Source organism: Streptomyces sp. NPDC107454 (genome assembly GCF_055582885.1).
The window spans coordinates 339,233-355,880 of sequence record NZ_JBVJPA010000012.1 but is presented as its reverse complement, the minus strand read 5'-3'; the positions used below and the strand labels follow the sequence as shown (position 1 = coordinate 355,880).

19 protein-coding genes are annotated in these 16,648 nt (G+C 71.7%); 6 read left to right on the top strand and 13 right to left on the bottom strand.

Going from position 1 to position 16,648, the window contains the following annotated elements; genetic code table 11:
• Positions 1-89: 89 nt before the first annotated feature.
• From ACZ69M_RS30835 to ACZ69M_RS30815, 5 genes are read right to left on the bottom strand one after another with little or no spacing between them, the layout of a single operon-like run.
• Positions 90-800: a VIT1/CCC1 transporter family protein gene (locus ACZ69M_RS30835; protein WP_470054919.1), complete on the bottom strand. Its 711-nt coding sequence runs from the start codon at positions 798-800 to the stop codon at positions 90-92.
• Positions 801-824: 24 nt separating this feature from the next.
• Complete coding sequence (locus ACZ69M_RS30830) at positions 825-2,084, bottom strand: amidohydrolase family protein (protein ID WP_470054917.1); 1,260 nt, start codon at positions 2,082-2,084, stop codon at positions 825-827.
• On the bottom strand, positions 2,081-3,364 hold the full coding sequence (locus ACZ69M_RS30825) for an amidohydrolase family protein (RefSeq protein WP_470054915.1): 1,284 nt from the start codon (positions 3,362-3,364) through the stop codon (positions 2,081-2,083). The genes ACZ69M_RS30830 and ACZ69M_RS30825 overlap by 4 nt, the downstream gene beginning before the upstream one ends.
• Positions 3,365-3,375: 11 nt before the next feature.
• Positions 3,376-4,260: an SDR family NAD(P)-dependent oxidoreductase gene (locus ACZ69M_RS30820; protein WP_470054913.1), complete on the bottom strand. Its 885-nt coding sequence runs from the start codon at positions 4,258-4,260 to the stop codon at positions 3,376-3,378.
• Positions 4,260-5,057: an acetoacetate decarboxylase family protein gene (locus ACZ69M_RS30815; protein ID WP_385375478.1), complete on the bottom strand. Its 798-nt coding sequence runs from the start codon at positions 5,055-5,057 to the stop codon at positions 4,260-4,262. Before ACZ69M_RS30815 ends, ACZ69M_RS30820 begins: the two co-directional genes overlap by 1 nt.
• Positions 5,058-5,307: 250 nt before the next feature.
• Between ACZ69M_RS30815 and ACZ69M_RS30810 the strand changes: the two genes are divergently transcribed.
• The 5 genes from ACZ69M_RS30810 (at position 5,308) to ACZ69M_RS30790 (ending at position 10,212) form a co-directional block, all read left to right on the top strand.
• A complete protein-coding gene (locus tag ACZ69M_RS30810; protein WP_470054911.1) occupies positions 5,308-6,312 on the top strand; it encodes a DEDDh family exonuclease in 1,005 nt (334 codons plus the stop codon).
• Between the two features lie 110 nt (positions 6,313-6,422).
• Positions 6,423-6,656 (top strand): hypothetical protein, encoded by a 234-nt coding sequence (locus ACZ69M_RS30805; protein ID WP_054232337.1) that lies wholly within the window; start codon positions 6,423-6,425, stop codon positions 6,654-6,656.
• 93 nt (positions 6,657-6,749) lie between these two features.
• On the top strand, positions 6,750-7,541 hold the full coding sequence (locus ACZ69M_RS30800) for an SURF1 family cytochrome oxidase biogenesis protein (RefSeq protein WP_470054909.1): 792 nt from the start codon (positions 6,750-6,752) through the stop codon (positions 7,539-7,541).
• A gap of 94 nt (positions 7,542-7,635) precedes the next feature.
• The gene (locus ACZ69M_RS30795; protein WP_470054907.1) at positions 7,636-9,438 is read left to right on the top strand and encodes a glycoside hydrolase family 15 protein; all 1,803 of its coding nucleotides are present in this window, start codon (positions 7,636-7,638) and stop codon (positions 9,436-9,438) included.
• A gap of 18 nt (positions 9,439-9,456) precedes the next feature.
• A complete protein-coding gene (locus ACZ69M_RS30790; RefSeq protein WP_470054905.1) occupies positions 9,457-10,212 on the top strand; it encodes an SDR family oxidoreductase in 756 nt (251 codons plus the stop codon).
• Between the two features lie 25 nt (positions 10,213-10,237).
• Here the strand turns inward: ACZ69M_RS30790 and amaP are convergent, their stop codons facing one another.
• From amaP to ACZ69M_RS30765, 5 genes are read right to left on the bottom strand one after another with little or no spacing between them, the layout of a single operon-like run.
• Positions 10,238-10,816: an alkaline shock response membrane anchor protein AmaP gene (amaP, locus tag ACZ69M_RS30785; protein WP_470054903.1), complete on the bottom strand. Its 579-nt coding sequence runs from the start codon at positions 10,814-10,816 to the stop codon at positions 10,238-10,240.
• Positions 10,817-10,821: 5 nt separating this feature from the next.
• Positions 10,822-11,514, bottom strand: a complete 693-nt coding sequence (locus ACZ69M_RS30780; protein WP_470054901.1) for a DUF6286 domain-containing protein — start codon at positions 11,512-11,514, stop codon at positions 10,822-10,824.
• Entirely contained in the window at positions 11,511-11,894 is a 384-nt protein-coding gene (locus tag ACZ69M_RS30775) for an Asp23/Gls24 family envelope stress response protein (protein ID WP_470054899.1), read from the bottom strand. The genes ACZ69M_RS30780 and ACZ69M_RS30775 overlap by 4 nt, the downstream gene beginning before the upstream one ends.
• Positions 11,891-12,076, bottom strand: coding sequence for a hypothetical protein (locus tag ACZ69M_RS30770; protein ID WP_054232254.1), 186 nt, complete (start codon positions 12,074-12,076; stop codon positions 11,891-11,893). Before ACZ69M_RS30770 ends, ACZ69M_RS30775 begins: the two co-directional genes overlap by 4 nt.
• Positions 12,077-12,136: 60 nt before the next feature.
• Entirely contained in the window at positions 12,137-12,625 is a 489-nt protein-coding gene (locus ACZ69M_RS30765) for an Asp23/Gls24 family envelope stress response protein (protein ID WP_470054896.1), read from the bottom strand.
• Positions 12,626-12,711: 86 nt separating this feature from the next.
• Between ACZ69M_RS30765 and ACZ69M_RS30760 the strand changes: the two genes are divergently transcribed.
• Positions 12,712-13,440, top strand: a complete 729-nt coding sequence (locus ACZ69M_RS30760; protein WP_470054894.1) for a nucleopolyhedrovirus P10 family protein — start codon at positions 12,712-12,714, stop codon at positions 13,438-13,440.
• A gap of 11 nt (positions 13,441-13,451) precedes the next feature.
• Here the strand turns inward: ACZ69M_RS30760 and ACZ69M_RS30755 are convergent, their stop codons facing one another.
• The 3 genes from ACZ69M_RS30755 to ACZ69M_RS30745 form a co-directional block, all read right to left on the bottom strand.
• Entirely contained in the window at positions 13,452-14,255 is an 804-nt protein-coding gene (locus ACZ69M_RS30755; RefSeq protein ID WP_470054892.1) for an enoyl-CoA hydratase/isomerase family protein, read from the bottom strand.
• Between the two features lie 146 nt (positions 14,256-14,401).
• Positions 14,402-14,623, bottom strand: a complete 222-nt coding sequence (locus ACZ69M_RS30750; protein ID WP_006123601.1) for a helix-turn-helix domain-containing protein — start codon at positions 14,621-14,623, stop codon at positions 14,402-14,404.
• 387 nt (positions 14,624-15,010) lie between these two features.
• A complete protein-coding gene (locus tag ACZ69M_RS30745) occupies positions 15,011-16,609 on the bottom strand; it encodes an ABC-F family ATP-binding cassette domain-containing protein (protein WP_352051702.1) in 1,599 nt (532 codons plus the stop codon).
• Positions 16,610-16,648: the final 39 nt, after the last annotated feature.

Genomic DNA, 16,648 nt, shown 5'->3' with positions numbered 1-16,648 from the left:
CCGAGGGTACGCGCTTGCTTATTGGCGATCTCCGCCAAGAACGCCGACAGGTCCGGACCGATGCTGGCCAGATGTCCACTCGTCGCTCGTCACACCCCTGCCGCCCCCAGCAGCGCCCCCGCCGCATAGGTGACCCCCATCGCCAGCGCACCCCCGCCCACGTTCCGCAGTACCGCGCGGCGCGGGTCCGCCGAGCCCAGGCGGGCGCTCAGCCAGCCGGTGAGGACCAGGGCGGCCAGTACCGAGAGCACGGTGACGCCCAGGCGCCAGGCCGCCGGTGGCAGAACGATGGCGAGGAGGGGGAGGAGGGCGCCCACGGTGAAGGAGAGGAAGCTCGCCCACGCCGCGTGCCAGGGGTTGGTGAGGTCGTCGGGGTCGATGCCGAGCTCCACGCGTGCGTGGGCCTTCAGGGCGTCGCGTTCCGTGAGCTGCTCGGCCGCCTCGCGGGCCACCTCGCGGGTCAGGCCGCGCTGCTCCAGGAGTTCGGTCAGCTCCTCGAGTTCGGCAGCCGGCTGTTCGCGCAGTTCGCGTCGCTCCAGCGCCAGGGCGGCCTTCTCGGAGTCCAGCTGGGTGGAGACCGAGACGTACTCGCCCGCCGCCATCGACATGGACCCGGCCAGCAGCCCCGCGAGGCCCGCCGTGAGCAGCGCGGAGCGGTCGTCCGTGGCGCCGGCCACGCCGACGACGAGGCCCGCGGTGGAGACGATGCCGTCGTTGGCGCCCAGCACCGCGGCGCGCAGCCAGTTCAGGCGGGAGCCGATGGTGCCTTCGTGGGCCTCGTCGTGCGTGGGTGCTGTCACACGGGGAGGATGCCACCTGGCGCGTCACCAGACCCGTACTGACGCTCCCCGCGCGAACACCGGACTCGTCGCGTCGGCCGGGGGTCGCGTCAGCGGCTGGGCCAGTTCCGCCACGGTCGGCCCCGCCTTCGCCGCGAGGGCGTCCAGGGCGTCGAGGTCGAAGCCGTACACCCGGGCGGCGTTCCCGCCGACCATCGCGGCGACCTCCTCGCGCGGCACGCCCGCGTACGCGCAGCGCAGGCCCTCCCGGGAGTAGGGGTAGGTGCCCTCGTCGTGCGGGTAGTCGCTGCCCCACATGATCTTGTCGACGCCGATCCGCGCCCGCAGCGGCACCTCGTGCGGGCGCATGAAGCTCGCGCCGACGAAGCAGTTGTCCCGCCAGACGTCCGAGGGGCCCTTGCCCATCGCCTCCGCGAGTCCCGCGCCGAACTTCGACTCCGCCGTCGACCTCTTCGCCCTCTTCGCCGCCGCCGCCGACAGCCTCCCGTGGTAGTAGTCCAGCATGTCGAGCACCCCGGGGATCCAGCCCGAGCCCTGCTCGGTCAGCACCAGTCTCAGGCCGGGGTGGCGGCGGAAGGCGCCGCCGAAGACGAGGTGCCAGAGCGCGCGGTGGGAGAACCAGGTCGTCTCGACCATGAAGACCGCGCGGGCCGCCGGTTCCTCGCCCAGGGGCGGCGACGCCGAGCCCGCGTGGTGGTTCACGGGGACGCCCAGCTCCTCGCAGACCGCCCAGATCGGGTCGTACGTCGACGAGTACAGCTCGGGCAGTCCCGAGCCCGGTGGGGTGCCGGGGAGCAGCAGGCCGCCCCTGAGGCCCGCCCGGGAGGCCCACCTGATCTCCTTCACCGCCTCCTCCACGTCGTTCAGGAGGATCTGGAAGACACCCGCGCGGCGGCCCGGCGCGGCGGCGCAGAAGTCCGCGAGCCAGCGGTTGTGGGCGCGCAGGCCCGCCCAGCGCCGTTCGAACTCCTCGGCGGTGGGGGCCGGCGCCATCAGGGCGGCCGACGGGAAGAAGGGCGGGATGGTGTTGGGGAACACCACCTCCGCGACGATGCCGTCCTCCTCCAGCTCCGCCAGGCGCCGTGCGGAGTTCCAGTTCTTGTCGGCGGTGTCGGCGAGCAGGTCCTCGTACGGGTTGACGTACGTGGCCGCCCACGCGTCGAACGCCTCGTGGTGTTCCTTCGCCAGGTAGGGCCGGTAGTCCAGGAGGTCCGCTCCGGCGTGGCAGTCCGCCGAGATCACGGTGTAGCGGTCGGTCACGGGGTCGTTCGTGGGGGCGTTCACGGCGTCGTCCCCAGGACCGGGAAGTCGTGGTCGGTCAGCCAGTGGCGGCCCACCTCGCGCGAGCGTGCCCAGGACGCCGCCACGGCCGTCTGGTCCTCGCTCTGGCCGAGTTCGGCCGGGGTCGGGCCGATGCGCCGGGCGAGCGGGGTCAGCCGCTCGACGTCGAAGCCGAAGACCTCGGCGGCCGCGAGGCCGAGCATGCGGCGGGTCTCCGCGACCGGGATGTCGTGGAAGGTGCGCCGCAGCCACGCGCGGGTGTCGGGCCAGGTTCCCTCGGGGTGCGGGAAGTCGCTGCCCCAGAGGATGTTGTCGACGCCGATCTCGTAGCGCTGCGCGAGTTCGCGGCGCTTGGTGTTCGTCGCGCAGATGAAGAGCTGGCGGTCGAGGTACTCGTGCGGGGGCCGCTTCAGCTCCTCGAAGGGCGACAGCTTCTTGCCGCCGTGCGCGCCCAGGTAGAGGCGGTCCATGAACCAGAGGAGGTTGGGCAGCCACCAGCAGCCCGACTCCGCGACCCCGAACCTCAGCCCCGGGTGGCGTTCGAAGACGCCCGACCAGAGCAGGAACCACAGGGGGCGCGCGGGCCACCAGGTGCATTCGGAGACGAAGATCCCCAGGTGGTCGCCGTACTCGTGGCGCGGGGCCGCGCCGGAGTGCGTGACCACCGGCATCGCGCACTCGGCGGCGGCCGCCCACACGGGGTCGTAACGGCGGTCGTGGTAGGGCTCCTTGTCGACCCACATGGAGGGGATCATCAGGGCTCCGAGTCCCGACTCCTTGGCGCGGTACACCTCGGCGACGACCGCGTCGGGGGCCGCCGTGATCGGCAACAGGGCGACCCCGCAGTGCCGTTCGGGGTTCTCCCCGACGAACTCCGCCAGCCAGCGGTTGTGGGCCTGCGCGCCCGCCATGCCGAGCTGCGGGTCGTGGTCGCCGGAGAGACCGAGGCCCACGCCGAAGGGGGCCGCCGTGCGGCTGTCCACGGCGTCGGCGTCCGGGAAGACCACCTCCCCCGCCACACCGTCGCCGTCCAGCTCCTTGAGGCGCTGCGCGGTGTCCCAACCGCCTCGCAGGCCCTCCTCGTTGTCCTGGAACCAGCGGTCGGCGAACGCCTCGTTGCGGATGCCGAGCCGGTTCATCTCCTCGCGGCGCCGGCCCTGGCCCGCGAGGAACTCGTCGAAGTCCCGGTGGAACCGGGAGTCCAGGTAGGGCCGGTACTCCTCGGTCGGGAGTCCGGCGTGGCAGTCGGAGGAGATGATCAGATAGGGGTCCCGCTCGGTCATCGCCCGCCTCCTCAGTCCAGGATGAAGTGCTCTAGGTACGACGGGTCGGCCCGGTCGAGCATCGACTGTGACCTGGCCCGGATCTGCCGGTCGCTGTGCTCGCTCGCGGGCAGCAGCCAGAACCGGTCCTCCCGGATGCCGTCCGCCACCAGGTCGGCGACCTCCTCCACCGGCGTGAACCGCACCTCCTGCCCCGCCTCCTTCATCGCGGCCTCCCACTGGTCGAGGCTGCGGTAGGGGGTCTTCCTGGGGCGCTGTTTCGCGTAGCGCTCGGGCCGGTTGCGGTGCGACTCCCACAGGCCGGTACGCAGCATGTGGGGCCCGGGGAAGAGCACCGACGCGCCCACGCGCGCGTGCTCCGCCTTGAGATGTGCGTACAGGGACTCGGTCATCGTCACGACGGCCGCCTTGGTGACGGCGTACACGGAGGCGGTCGGCAGCGGGGCGATCCCGCCGTCGCCGGACGAGGTGTTGACGACGTGGCCCGGCTCTCCCCCGGCGATCATCCGCGGCACGAAGGCCTGGACGCCGTGGAAGACACCCCAGACGTTGACGGCGAAGGCCCACTTCCAGTCGTTCGGATCGTGCTCCCACATGCGACCCTCGGCGCCGGAGCCGACTCCCGCGTTGTTGCACAGGACATGCACGGCGCCGTACTTCTCGTACGTCTCGGCGGCGAGCGCGTCGAGCTGTTCGCGCTCCGAGACGTCCACCACGCGCGCGTGCACCTGCGTCCCGTCCTCCCGCAGCGTGGCGGCGGCCTTCTCCAGGGCACCCTCCTCGACGTCCGCGAGGACCACCTTCAGACCGTCCGCCGCGAACCGGCGCGCCATCGCGAGCCCGATACCGCTCGCCGCGCCGGTGACGACGGCGACCTGCCCCGCCCGGAGTTCCATCAGGCGCTCCCTTCCGGCGGCCCGTCGAGGATCTGCCGCGGATCGTCGTAGCGCTGATGGATGTACGGCAACAGGGCCTGGGCGCTGACGCGTTCGACCACCCGGCCCGTCTGGTCGGTGGTCTTCTCGCCGAGGGTGATCTCGACCAGTTCGCGTACGGGGAGGTCGGCGACCGGGTCGTACATCGACTCGCGCAGCACGACGTCCCCGGTGACGCGCTCCAGCCTGCGCACCTTCTCGTTGCGTACGCAGTGCACGAGCACGGGGTGGACGTCGAAGCCCGAACCGTCCACCGCGGGAAGGAACTTGAAGTAGAAGTCGGTCTTCCGGGCGGGCTCGGGCAGCGGCAGGTCACCGCTCACCGCGCCGCGCACCTCGACGAAGGCGATGCCGTGCCGGGCGAGTGCGGCCCGTACGACGAGGCCGTCGCGTTCCACGGTGACCTCGCCGAGCTTCTTGGGCTCCCCGAAGACCTCGCGGCCGCCGATGAGCGCCCGCTCGTGGGTCATCGGCATGACCAGCGGGTACCAGCCCTCGACGCCGTCGTGCGCCGCGGCGACGGCGAACGAGCCCGCGCCGAGCGGATAGCCCGGCAGGTCCACCTTGCTGATGTTCACCCGGACCAGGGGGCGCCCGGTGGGTTTGAGCGGGGGTGGCAGGACCGCCGCGACCGCGTCCGGATCACTTTCCCAGACGGCCACCACACCCGTGGACCAGATGTCGGGGAGCTTGGCGCTCGCGGTGCGCGCGGCGGCGATCTCCGCCTCGGTCCGTGCGCCGTACCTCACTCGTGCCATGTCCGTACCGCCCTTCGTAGGCGCTACCTGCTGGGGCGCGGAGCACGCTTGCAGGACAGCGTCGAAAGGTCCATAGCCATGCGTCAGCCATGCGCCCGGGTCGTGCGCCGGGCCGGACCAACCGGTGACCCGCGCCACAAAGGGCACCCCTGTCCCCCGCCGGCCGCGTCAACTCCGGGGGCCGGACCGTCCGTCGGTTCCTGGAAGGTGGGGACCGGACTGTCAGTCAGGGCCCGTATCCTCAGTGACCATGCTCGAAGACCTGACGACCGCAGCGTCACCAGCCCCCTGGCCGGCCGCGTATCCGCAGGGGTACGCGGTCGTCGACGTGGAGACCACCGGCCTTGCCCGCGACGACCGGATAATCTCGGCCGCCGTCTACCGGCTGGACGCGCGCGGCGAGGTCGAGGACCACTGGTACACGATGGTCAACCCGGAGCGGGACCCGGGCCCGGTCTGGATCCACGGTCTGACGACCGAGGTGCTCGAAGGGGCCCCGCTCTTCCAGGACATCGCCGAGGAGTTCTCCGACCGGCTCGCCGACCGGGTGCTCGTGGCGCACAACGCGGTCTTCGACTGGTCGATGATCGCGCGGGAGTACGCGCGCGCGGAGCGTGAGGCGCCGGTGCGTCAGCGGCTGTGCACCATCGCGCTCTCCAAGGAGCTGGGCCTGCCGCTGCCCAACCACAAGCTGGAGTCGCTGGCCGCGCACTTCGGTGTCGTACAGCAGCGGGCGCACCACGCGCTGGACGACGCGCGCGTGCTGGCCGAGGCGTTCCGGCCGAGCCTGCGGGCCGCCGCGCGGGACGGCATCCGGCTGCCGCTCCTGGAGTGCCGGCCGCTCAAGGAGTGGTCCGAGAGCCCCGCGGCACCGCGGATCGGACGGCAGTCCGGTCCCGGTGGCTACTCGTCCGGTGGCTACCCGTCCGGGAGTTGGCGGCCCTCACGCAAACGCCCCGCATGCCCCTATCCCAACCCCGGTCGCTACGAAGCGGACAAACCACTCAAGCAGGGCATGCGGGTCGCGTTCTCCGGGGACACGTCCGTCGACCGCGAGCTGCTGGAGGACCGTGCCGTCGAGGCCGGCCTGCATGTCGCGACGAGTCTGTCCCGGCTGACCAGCCTGCTCGTCACCAACGATCCGGACTCCAGTACGTCCAAGGTGGTCAAGGCCAAACAGTTCGGGACACCGGTGATCGACGAGGCGGCGTTCGGCCAGCTGCTGCGGGACGTGGCGCCGGCCTCGGAGAAGTGACCCCGGGGCTGAAGAGGGGCCGGGGTCGCTGACGGACGTACGGGTGATTGCCGGGCGACTCGCCCGGCGCCCGCTCGCCCGCGCCGCGTCGGCACCTCACCCTGTGGCGCATGGCGAGATGCGAAGTGTGCGGCAATGACTACGGCATGACCTTCGAGGTGCACGCGCAGGGCGCGGTGCACGTCTTCGACTGTTTCTCCTGCGCGATCCACCGGATGGCCCCCATCTGCGAGCACTGTCGCGTGCAGATCATCGGCCAGGGTGTCGAGGTCGAGGGCCACTGGTTCTGCGGCGCGCACTGCGCCCGCGCGGAGGGCAAGGTGGGCATCATCGACAAGGTCTGAGAGCCGGGCGCAACGGTCCGGGAGCACACGTTCCCGCCGTGTCGACGCGCACCCCCCTGAATACGCCCCACGACCGAGTTGTACGGTCGTGGGGTGTACCGCTTCCTGTTGTCCCGGCAGTGGGTGATTCTCACCCTCGTGGCCCTCCTGCTCATCCCCACGATGATCAAGCTGGGCTTCTGGCAGCTGCACCGTCATGAGCACAAGGTCGCGCTGAACAAGGTCATCTCGCAGTCGCTGACGGCCACGCCGGTGCCCGCCGAGTCGGTCACCGCGCCGGGGCAGCACGTCAAGCACGCGGACCTGTACCGCCGGGTGACCGCGAAGGGCACCTTCGACACCGCGCACGAGGTCGTCGTGCGGCGCCGCACCAACGCCGACGGCGAGGTCGGCTACCACGTCCTGACCCCCTTCGACCTGGACGACGGCCGGGTGCTGATCGTCAACCGGGGCTGGATCGACTCGAACGGCTCACAGACCGCGTTCCCGAAGATCCCGGCGCCCGCCAAGGGCGAGATCACCGTCACCGGGCGGCTGATGCCCGACGAGACGACCGGCGACAGCGGCATCAAGAACATCCAGGGCCTGCCCGACCGCCAGGTCATGCTGATCAACAGCGAGCAGCAGGCCAGGAGCCTCGGCAAGCAGGTCCTCGGCGGGTACATCGAGCAGACCGCGCCCACGCCCAAGGGTGACTCCCCCGAACTGATCCCCGACCCCGAGCACAACGACATCGGTCCCCACATGGCGTACGCGATCCAGTGGTGGCTGTTCTCCGCTGGTGTGCCCGTGGGCTGGCTGATCCTGGTCCGCCGGGAGCGCCGCGACCGGGCCGAGGCCGCTGCCTCCGCGGCCGTGCCGGAAGCGGCCACCGTGGCCGCCTGACCCCTGGCCCGCCGCGCCCGTACCTCCTCGACCGGTGTCACCCGGTCGGCCCCCGGCCCGATTGGCCCCGGCCTTCGCCGGGAACTCGCCCCACGTGCACCCACGTATCGAGGACTACGCGCTCATCGGGGACGAACAGACCGCCGCGCTGGTGGGCCGGGACGGATCCGTCGACTGGCTCTGCCTGCCACGGTTCGACTCGGCCGCCTGCTTCGCCGCGATCCTCGGCGACGAGAACCACGGTCGCTGGCGGATCTCACCCGCCGGGGCGGGCCCCTGCACCCGGCGGGCGTACCGGCAGGACACGCTCGTGCTCGACTCCGAATGGGAGACGGACGAGGGCGCGGTCCGCGTGAGCGACTTCATGCCACAGCGCGAGCACGCCCCCGATCTCATCCGCGTCGTCGAAGGGCTCAGCGGCCGGGTGACGATGCACAGCACACTGCAACTGCGCTTCGACTACGGCTCCGTCGTGCCGTGGGTGCGCAAGGCGGACGGCCAGCGAGTGGCGGTCGCGGGCCCGGACTCGGTGTGGCTGCGCAGCGAACCCGAGGTACGCACCTGGGGCAAGGACTTCCGTACCCACTCGGAGTTCACCGTGGAGGCGGGTGAGAAGGTCGCCTTCGTCCTGACCTGGCATCCCTCGCACCGGTCGCGCCCGCCGCTCGTCGACCCGTACGAGGCACTGCGCTCCAGCGTCGAGGACTGGCAGGCGTGGGCGGCGCGCTGCCGTTACGACGGTCCGCACCGCGACGCCGTCGTGCGCTCCCTGATCACCCTGAAGGCCCTCACCTTCGCCCCGACCGGCGGCATCGTGGCCGCCCCCACCACCTCGCTCCCGGAAGAACTCGGCGGCGTCCGCAACTGGGACTACCGCTACTGCTGGCTGCGCGACTCGACCCTCACCCTGGGCGCGCTCCTGTCGGCCGGGTACCACGAGGAGGCCGAGGCCTGGCGCGACTGGCTGCTGCGCGCGGTCGCGGGCGACCCCGCGGACCTGCAGATCATGTACGGCCTCTCCGGTGAGCGCCGGCTGCCGGAGTTCGAGCTGCCGTGGCTGCCCGGCTTCGGGGGCTCGTACCCGGTCCGGATCGGCAACGAGGCCGTGAAGCAGCTCCAACTGGACGTGTACGGCGAGGTCATCGACTCGCTCACGCTGGCCCGGCGCTCGGGCCTGCCGTCCAAACCGCACATGTGGCGCCTGCAGTGCGCCCTGATGGAGTTCCTGCGAACCGCCTGGCGGCAGCCGGACGAGGGAATCTGGGAGGTGCGCGGCCCACGCCGGCACTTCGTGTACTCGAAGGTGATGGCGTGGGTGGCGGCCGACCGCGCCGTCCGGGCGCTGGAGAGCGAACCGGAGCTCGTCGGCGACCTGGAGGGCTGGCGCACGATGCGCGACGAGGTGCACAAGGAGGTGTGCGAGCACGGCTTCGACAGAGAACGCAACACCTTCACGCAGTCCTACGGGTCACGCGAACTGGACGCGTCACTGCTGCTCATCCCCCGCGTCGGTTTCCTGCCGCCCGACGATCCCCGGGTCGTCGGCACCATCGACGCGGTGCGCGCCGAGCTCGCACGCGACGGCTTCCTGCTGCGCCGCTACAGCGACGAGGGCGTCGACGTCGACGGGCTGCCCGGCGGCGAGGGCACTTTCCTCGTCTGCTCGTTCTGGCTCGCGGACGCGCTGCACATGACGGGCCGTACGAAGGAGGCCCGCGAGCTGTTCGAACGGCTGATCGGCCTGGCCAACGACGTGGGGCTGCTGTCCGAGGAGTACGACCCCGTCGCGCGCCGCCAGCTCGGCAACTTCCCGCAGGCGTTCAGCCACCTCGGCCTGGTGGGGACCGCCTTCCACCTGTTCGGTGAAGCGCATCCGGGAGGAACCGGGGCGACCTGATAGGGGAGGATGGGGGCCATGGATCTTGGACTGAAGGACCGTGTGTACGTCGTCACGGGAGCCACCCGTGGCCTGGGCAACGCCACCGCGCGCGAGCTCACCGCGGACGGCGCGAAGGTGATCGTCACGGGGCGCGACGAGAAGACCGCCGCCGACGCGGCGTCCGCGCTCGGCCCGAACGCGGTCGGGGTGGCCGCCGACAACTCCGATCCGGGGGCCGCGGGCCGGCTGATCGCGGCGGCCCGCGAGCACTTCGGCGGTTTCGACGGCATCCTGATCAGCGTCGGCGGCCCGCCGCCCGGGTTCGTCGCGGACAACACGGACGAGCAGTGGACGGCCGCCTTCGAGTCCGTCTTCCTGGGCGCGGTCCGGCTGGCCCGCGCGGCCGCCGCGGAGCTCGGCGAGGGCGGCGTCATCGGCTTCGTGCTCTCCGGCTCGGTCTACGAGCCTATCCCGGGCCTGACCATCTCCAACGGTCTGCGCCCCGGTCTCGCCGGCTTCGCCAAGTCCCTCGCCGACGAGCTGGGCCCGCGCGGCATCCGTGTCGTGGGCCTGCTCCCGGCCCGCATCGACACGGACCGCGTGCGCGAGCTCGACGGCCTCTCCGCCGACCCGGAGGCCACCCGCGCGGCCAACGAGTCGCGGATTCCGCTGCGCCGCTACGGCACCCCGGAGGAGTTCGGCCGCACGGCGGCGTTCCTGCTCTCGCCCGCCGCGTCGTATCTGACGGGCCTCATGATGCCGGTGGACGGCGGCGTGCGGAGCGGGTTCTGAGTCCGCTCGGGCGCCACCTGGGGGACTAACTCACCCTCTCGGCCCGGTGCTTGACCCCGCGCAGGCGCACCTCCGCGGGGAGCGCGGCGAGGCCCGCGGAGTCCCGGGCGTGCGCCAGGGCCTCCGCCGTCAGCAGGTGCAGCGCCTGCCCGGGATCGACGTGCGGTTCCAGCAGGAGCTGGACCCGGGTCCCGGGAGCGCCGCGCCGCCCGGTCAGCTGGACCTCGGCCCGTTCGACACCGTCCAGCCGTCCCGCCTCGGCGGCCAGTACGCCTTCCAGGGCCCGCCCGCGCAGCAGCGCCCCTTCACCGTCACCGGTGTCGACGAGCACCTCCGCGAGCCGGCGCCGCCGCAGTACGGCCGACAGCCACCACAGGCTGAGCAGGACGACGACGGCGAGCACGGCGATGACGGTCGGCCACCACCAGCCCTGGTCCCGCCACCGGGTCCGCTCGGCGGCGCTCAGCAGCACGTCGTGCCGCCCGTCGTGGATCCACCAGGAGGGCGGCCGCACGCCCAGTCCGACGGCGAGCACGGAGCCGCCGACAACCAGCAGCGCGAACCCGACGATTCCCAGCAGGACACGGTTGACGATCCTGAGCACCGCCGTCACCCCTTCCGGCTGAAACGCGCGACATGCACCGACAGGGCGGGCGACCGGACGAGCCCGAGTCCCCGGATGCCGTCGGCGAGCGTGGCGTCCAGGTCGGCCCGTACGTCGTCGAGTGCGCGGAAGTGCGAGACCGCCCGCACGTCGACCTTCCTGCGCCCCATCCGTACCCGGACAGAGCGCACCCCGGAGACCTCCATGGCCCGGTCGCGCAGCGCCGTCGCGGCGGCGCCCCGGTGCAGCCCGGCCCGTACGTCGGGATGGGTGCGCCGCATCGGCAGGACGTCGCGCAGCCCCGGCGTCACCGCGAGGACGATCAGCCAGAGTCCGAGGACCGCGGCGAGACCGGCACCGACGAGCACCCAGGTGTCGTCGAGGGGCCGTTCGGCGAGTTGCCGGGCGAGGAACCTGCGCCAGTGCGAGGCGGGCCGGTGGGCACGTACGGCCGCGACGTCGTACAGCAGGATGCCCGCACCCACGAGGACCAGCAGCGCGACGATCCCCGCGGGGACGCGGCGTGCCGACCAGAACCGGCCCTGCCCGCCGTTCGCGTCGTCGACGGCGGGCGGCGGGTCGTAGTCGGCCGCGGAGGCGGACTGGTCGAGTTCGTCCTCGGCCGGTGGGCCCGCGTCGGTCTTCTCCAGGACGGGCATGCGTCGGGTGGTGTTCTCGGAGCCATGGGGCTCGCTCATCGCGTCCTCCCCTGTGCCGCGGCGGTCGCCGGTACCAGGTGCAGCCGCTCGATGTGGACCGTCACCTCCGGCACTTCCATCCCCGTCAACGCGTCTACCCGCTCGGCGACATGACGACGCACCGCGTTGCAGCGGGCGCCGATGTCGGAGGGGTAGCCGAGTTCGAGGTGGACGCGGACGCGGGCGGTCTCGTGGTGGACCACGACCGTCGTGTGCGGGGGGACGGCGTCCGGGGGCGGCGGGTCCAGGGCCTCGCGGGCGGCCTGCGCGGCGATCTTCGCCACGACCCGGTCGGCGATCCGGGTCGCGCCGCGCTCGGCCGCCTCGACGGCCGTCGGGGGCCGTCGGGTGTCGCCGAGCGGGCCGGTCACGGGCGTCACCGCCGCCGGTCGTCGCGGGGACGGAAGAAGTCACCGAGATCCAGGTCCCCTTCGAGGAACCGTCCGACGACGAACCCGACGGCTCCCAGGGCGGCCACGAGGAGAAAGGCCCCGAAGCCCCCGAAGTACCCGGCGAAGCCCAGCGCCATTCCGGCGATCATGCCGATCACGGCCAAGCTCATGGTGCGCTCCTCAGCGGTTCGACAGCCACGGTGTCGTGGGCCGTTGCGCGGCCGGGCCGGTCACTGGAGCCGCGCCTCCGGCTCCTCGTCTTCTTCCTCGGGAAGCTTCACATCACTCACCGCGATGTTGACCTCGACGACTTCGAGTCCCGTCATGCGCTCCACGGCCGCGATGACGTTCTCGCGCACGGCGCGGGCGACGTCCGCGATCGACACGCCGTACTCGACGACGATCTCCAGGTCGAGCGCGGTCTGGACCTCCCCGACCTCGGCCTTGACGCCGCGCGAGACGGATTTCGACCCCCCTGGCACTCGGTCGCGCACGGCCCCGAAAGTCCGGCTCAGCCCACTGCCCATCGCATGGACGCCGAGCACGTCCCGGGCGGCGAGCCCGGCGATCTTCTCCACCACACCGTCGGCGATCGTGGTCCGCCCCCGCGTCGCGGGATCACCGCCGCCGCGCTTGGTGACACCGGGCTTGCGGCTCTGGGGGGCCTCCTTCTCGCTCCCGGGGCTGTCCGTCCGGTTCTGCTCCGTCATGTCGGTCATCGCCGTACGTCCCTTTCGGTCGTCCTCCCTGCCCACAGTAGGTGCGGTTGCGCGCTCGCGCGCCAGGGATGCGGCAGGCTGGAGCAATGACCGCGGATCGATGGACGCAGGCGGTACGGCGGCAGCTCGGGCTCGGGCGCCTGCTGCCGCTCGGGCATCCGCGGGACGGCGCCTGGATCGCCGAGGAGGCGGCCGACGCGTACCTGCGGCGCGCGGCGGCCGGCGTGCCCGGTGTCCGCCTCGGCACGCTCCGGATCGCCCTCGCGGACCCGGACCTGGTCCACGAACCCGTGGTACCGCCGCCGCCCAGCGCGCTGCCGCCCGGCCCCCTGCGCATCGTCGCGGAGTTCATGGCCGGGGCGGATCCGACGGCCCCCGGCGTCGAGCCGCTGCCCGCGACCGCGGCCCGTCTGCGCGTGACCCTGGCCGAGGCGGCCGAACCCCTCGGCCTGACGGTCACGGAGATCGACCTGAAGGTGACGGAGCTGGGGGACGTCTCCGCGCCGCCGACCCCCGTACGTCACGCCGCCCCGTCTCCGGCCGCCGTACCGACGGCGCCCGACGAGACCCGGGCGGCCACCGCCGCCCTGTCCGTGCCGGGGGTACTCCACCTGACGGACGTCCTGGGCCGTCCGGTACACATCGAGAACGTCCCCGGCAAGGATCCCGCCCTCGCCCGCCGCCACGTCCGCGTCGAACTGGCGGTCGCGGCGACGGAGCGGACGGTGGACGTCGCAAGAGCCGTCAGAACGGCGGTCGCGGACGCCCTCCCCGACACTCCGTCAGTGACGGCACTGGTGACGTCCGTCGCGTAGGGAGGACGACCTCACTCCCCCAGACCGGCGAGATCCCGCAGCCGCCGGGCCTGAGCCGCGCGCTCGGCGACCCGCTGCTCCTCGTACGTCCGCTCCTGCGCCCCCCGCAGCAACGCCTTGGTCTCGACGACCGCGTCCCGAGGCGCGGCCAGCACCGCACCGGCGAGGTCCCGCACGGCATCCTCGAGCTGGTCGGCAGGCACCGCGAGATTGGCGAGCCCCATGCGCTCGGCCTCCTCGGCCGACACGAAACGGCCCGTGGCGCAGATCTCCAGCGCACGGGCGTATCCGACCAGGCTCACCAGCGGATGCGTTCCCGTCAGGTCGGGAACGAGCCCGAGGCTGGTCTCGCGCATGGCGAACTGCACGTCGTCCGCGACGACGCGCAGGTCACAGGCGAGCGCCAGCTGGAAACCCGCACCGATGGCGTGCCCCTGCACGGCGGCGATGGACACGACGTCGCTGCGCCGCCACCAGGTGAACGCCTCCTGGTACTCGGCGATGGTCGCGTCGAGCTCGGCGTCGGCCCCGCGCGCGAGGTCGATGAACGACGGCTCGCCGTCGAACCCCTCGGGCGTGAACGCCTGCCGGTCGAGCCCGGCCGAGAACGACTGGCCCTCGGCACGCAGCACGACCACACGGACAGTGCCCGGCAGCGACCGCCCGGCCTCCGTCAACGCCCGCCACAGAGCAGGACTTTGGGCGTTGCGCTTGGCCGGATTGGTCAGCGTCACCGTGGCGATCGCGTCGTCGACGGTGAGCCGTACGCCGTCCTTGTCGAGTACGGGGTCAAGATCCTTGTCGGGCGAAGCCATGAGCTGCCTCCGATGGGTGCGGTCGGATCAGACGCGTACCTCGTGAAGGGCACGAGGAACACACCTAAGTGACTGCACAGTAACCACCCGGTCGATCACCCGACCGACCGGGTGGTCACCACCGAAGCCGATGGGGACGCCCGGCCTCAGGCCGAGGCGGCCTTCTTGCCCCGCGTCGCTCCGCCACGCCCTCGCAGCGTGACGCCCGACTCGCTGAGCATCCGGTGCACGAAGCCATACGAACGGCCGGTTTCTTCGGCCAGCGCTCGAATGCTCGCACCGGAGTCGTACTTCTTCTTCAGGTCTGCCGCGAGCTTGTCGCGCGCGGCGCCGGTTACCCGGCTGCCCTTCTTCAGAGTCTCGGCCACCCGTGCCTCCTCATGGGAAGTGCGCTCTGGACTTCTCATGATCACCCCTCAAGGGCTTCATGGCCACCCATTCGGCAAGGTCCGTGAGACACGGTTTTGACGACAGGAGCCCGTGCTCACAAGTGGAATCACAGGGTCCGCACTGCTCTGTCCGTACGACCGAACGGGTTCTTCCGTGAAGTGCCAGGTCAGCGACGCAAGACGGCCGAGCCCTTGGGAACAAAGGACTCGGCCGCGAAATGGATGTAGGACACACCTCGGTACGAGGAGATCTCACACAGATGATGGATCACGGATCGGCCGAATGATCCATACGCAGTGGATCAGTCATTCGATCACGTCGTGCTGACGGCAGCCCCGGGGCGGTCCCGGAGGCCGTACGAGGGCTCAGGCGAGGGCGACGAGGTCCGCGTAGTCGGAGCCCCACAGGTCCTCGACGCCGTCCGGCAGCAGAATGATCCGCTCGGGCTGGAGCGCCTCGACGGCGCCCTCGTCGTGGGTGACGAGGACGACGGCGCCCTTGTAGGTGCGCAGCGCGCCGAGGATCTCCTCGCGGCTGGCCGGGTCCAGGTTGTTCGTCGGCTCGTCGAGGAGGAGGACGTTCGCCGAGGAGACCACGAGGGTCGCGAGCGCGAGCCGGGTCTTCTCGCCGCCGGAGAGAACGCCGGCCGGCTTGTCGACGTCGTCGCCGGAGAACAGGAACGAGCCGAGCGTCTTGCGGACCTCGACCAGGTCCAGGTCGGGGGCGGCGGAGCGCATGTTCTCCAGGACCGTGCGCTCGGGGTCGAGGGTCTCGTGCTCCTGCGCGTAGTACCCGAGCTTGAGGCCGTGGCCCTCGATGATCTCACCGGTGTCGGGCTGCTCGGCGCCGCCGAGCAGCTTCAGCAGGGTCGTCTTCCCGGCGCCGTTGAGGCCCAGGATGACCACGCGCGAGCCCTTGTCGATGGCCAGGTCGACATCGGTGAAGATCTCCAGCGAGCCGTAGGACTTCGACAGGCCCTCGGCCATCAGCGGGGTCTTGCCGCAGGGCGCGGGCTCCGGGAAGCGCAGCTTGGCGACCTTGTCGGAGACGCGGACCGCCTCGAGGCCGGCCAGCAGCTTGTCGGCGCGCTTGGCCATGTTCTGCGCGGCCACCGTCTTGGTGGCCTTGGCCCGCATCTTGTCCGCCTGCGAGTTCAGCGCGGCGGCCTTCTTCTCGGCGTTCTGCCGCTCGCGCTTGCGGCGCTTCTCGTCGGCCTCGCGCTGCTGCTGGTAGAGCTTCCAGCCCATGTTGTAGACATCGATCTGGGCGCGGTTGGCGTCGAGGTAGAAGACCTTGTTGACGACCGTCTCGACGAGGTCGACGTCGTGGGAGATCACGATGAAGCCGCCGCGGTAGGTCTTCAGGTAGTCGCGCAGCCAGACGATCGAGTCGGCGTCGAGATGGTTGGTCGGCTCGTCGAGCAGGAGCGTGTCGGCGTCCGAGAACAGGATGCGGGCCAGCTCGACACGGCGGCGCTGACCGCCGGAGAGCGTGTGCAGGGGCTGGCCGAGCACGCGGTCGGGCAGGTTGAGCGCGGCGGCGATGGTGGCGGCCTCGGCCTCGGCGGAGTACCCGCCCTTGGTGAGGAACTCGGTCTCCTGGCGCTCGTACTGCCGCATGGCCTTCTCACGGGTGGCGCCCGAGCCGTTGGCGATGCGCTGTTCGTTCTCCCGCATCTTGCGGATCAGGGTGTCCAGGCCGCGCGCGGAGAGGATGCGGTCGGTGGCGAGGACGTCGAGGTCACCGGTGCGGGGGTCCTGGGGCAGATAGCCGACCTCGCCGGAGCGGGCGACGGTGCCGGAGGCCGGGATGCCCTCGCCGGCCAGGACCTTCGTCAGGGTCGTCTTGCCCGCGCCGTTGCGGCCGACCAGGCCGATACGGTCGCCCTTGGTGATGCGGAAGGTGGCGGACTCGATGAGGATGCGGGCGCCGGCGCGCAGCTCGATACCGGAGGCGGAGATCACGGACAGACTCCAGGGCAGGGTGGTTGGCGGGGTGGACGG

Excerpts from the sequence above, each read along its gene's own strand:
- ACZ69M_RS30825 (WP_470054915.1), bottom strand. The coding sequence starts at position 3,364 with ATGACCGAGCGGGACCCCTATCTGATCATCTCCTCCGACTGCCACGCC.
- ACZ69M_RS30820 (WP_470054913.1), bottom strand. The coding sequence starts at position 4,260 with ATGGAACTCCGGGCGGGGCAGGTCGCCGTCGTCACCGGCGCGGCGAGC.
- ACZ69M_RS30815 (WP_385375478.1), bottom strand. The coding sequence starts at position 5,057 with ATGGCACGAGTGAGGTACGGCGCACGGACCGAGGCGGAGATCGCCGCC.
- ACZ69M_RS30810 (WP_470054911.1), top strand. The coding sequence starts at position 5,308 with ATGCTCGAAGACCTGACGACCGCAGCGTCACCAGCCCCCTGGCCGGCC.
- ACZ69M_RS30805 (WP_054232337.1), top strand. The coding sequence starts at position 6,423 with ATGGCGAGATGCGAAGTGTGCGGCAATGACTACGGCATGACCTTCGAG.
- ACZ69M_RS30790 (WP_470054905.1), top strand. The coding sequence starts at position 9,457 with ATGGATCTTGGACTGAAGGACCGTGTGTACGTCGTCACGGGAGCCACC.
- ACZ69M_RS30780 (WP_470054901.1), bottom strand. The coding sequence starts at position 11,514 with ATGAGCGAGCCCCATGGCTCCGAGAACACCACCCGACGCATGCCCGTC.
- ACZ69M_RS30770 (WP_054232254.1), bottom strand. The coding sequence starts at position 12,076 with ATGAGCTTGGCCGTGATCGGCATGATCGCCGGAATGGCGCTGGGCTTC.
- ACZ69M_RS30765 (WP_470054896.1), bottom strand. The coding sequence starts at position 12,625 with ATGACCGACATGACGGAGCAGAACCGGACGGACAGCCCCGGGAGCGAG.
- ACZ69M_RS30760 (WP_470054894.1), top strand. The coding sequence starts at position 12,712 with ATGACCGCGGATCGATGGACGCAGGCGGTACGGCGGCAGCTCGGGCTC.
- ACZ69M_RS30755 (WP_470054892.1), bottom strand. The coding sequence starts at position 14,255 with ATGGCTTCGCCCGACAAGGATCTTGACCCCGTACTCGACAAGGACGGC.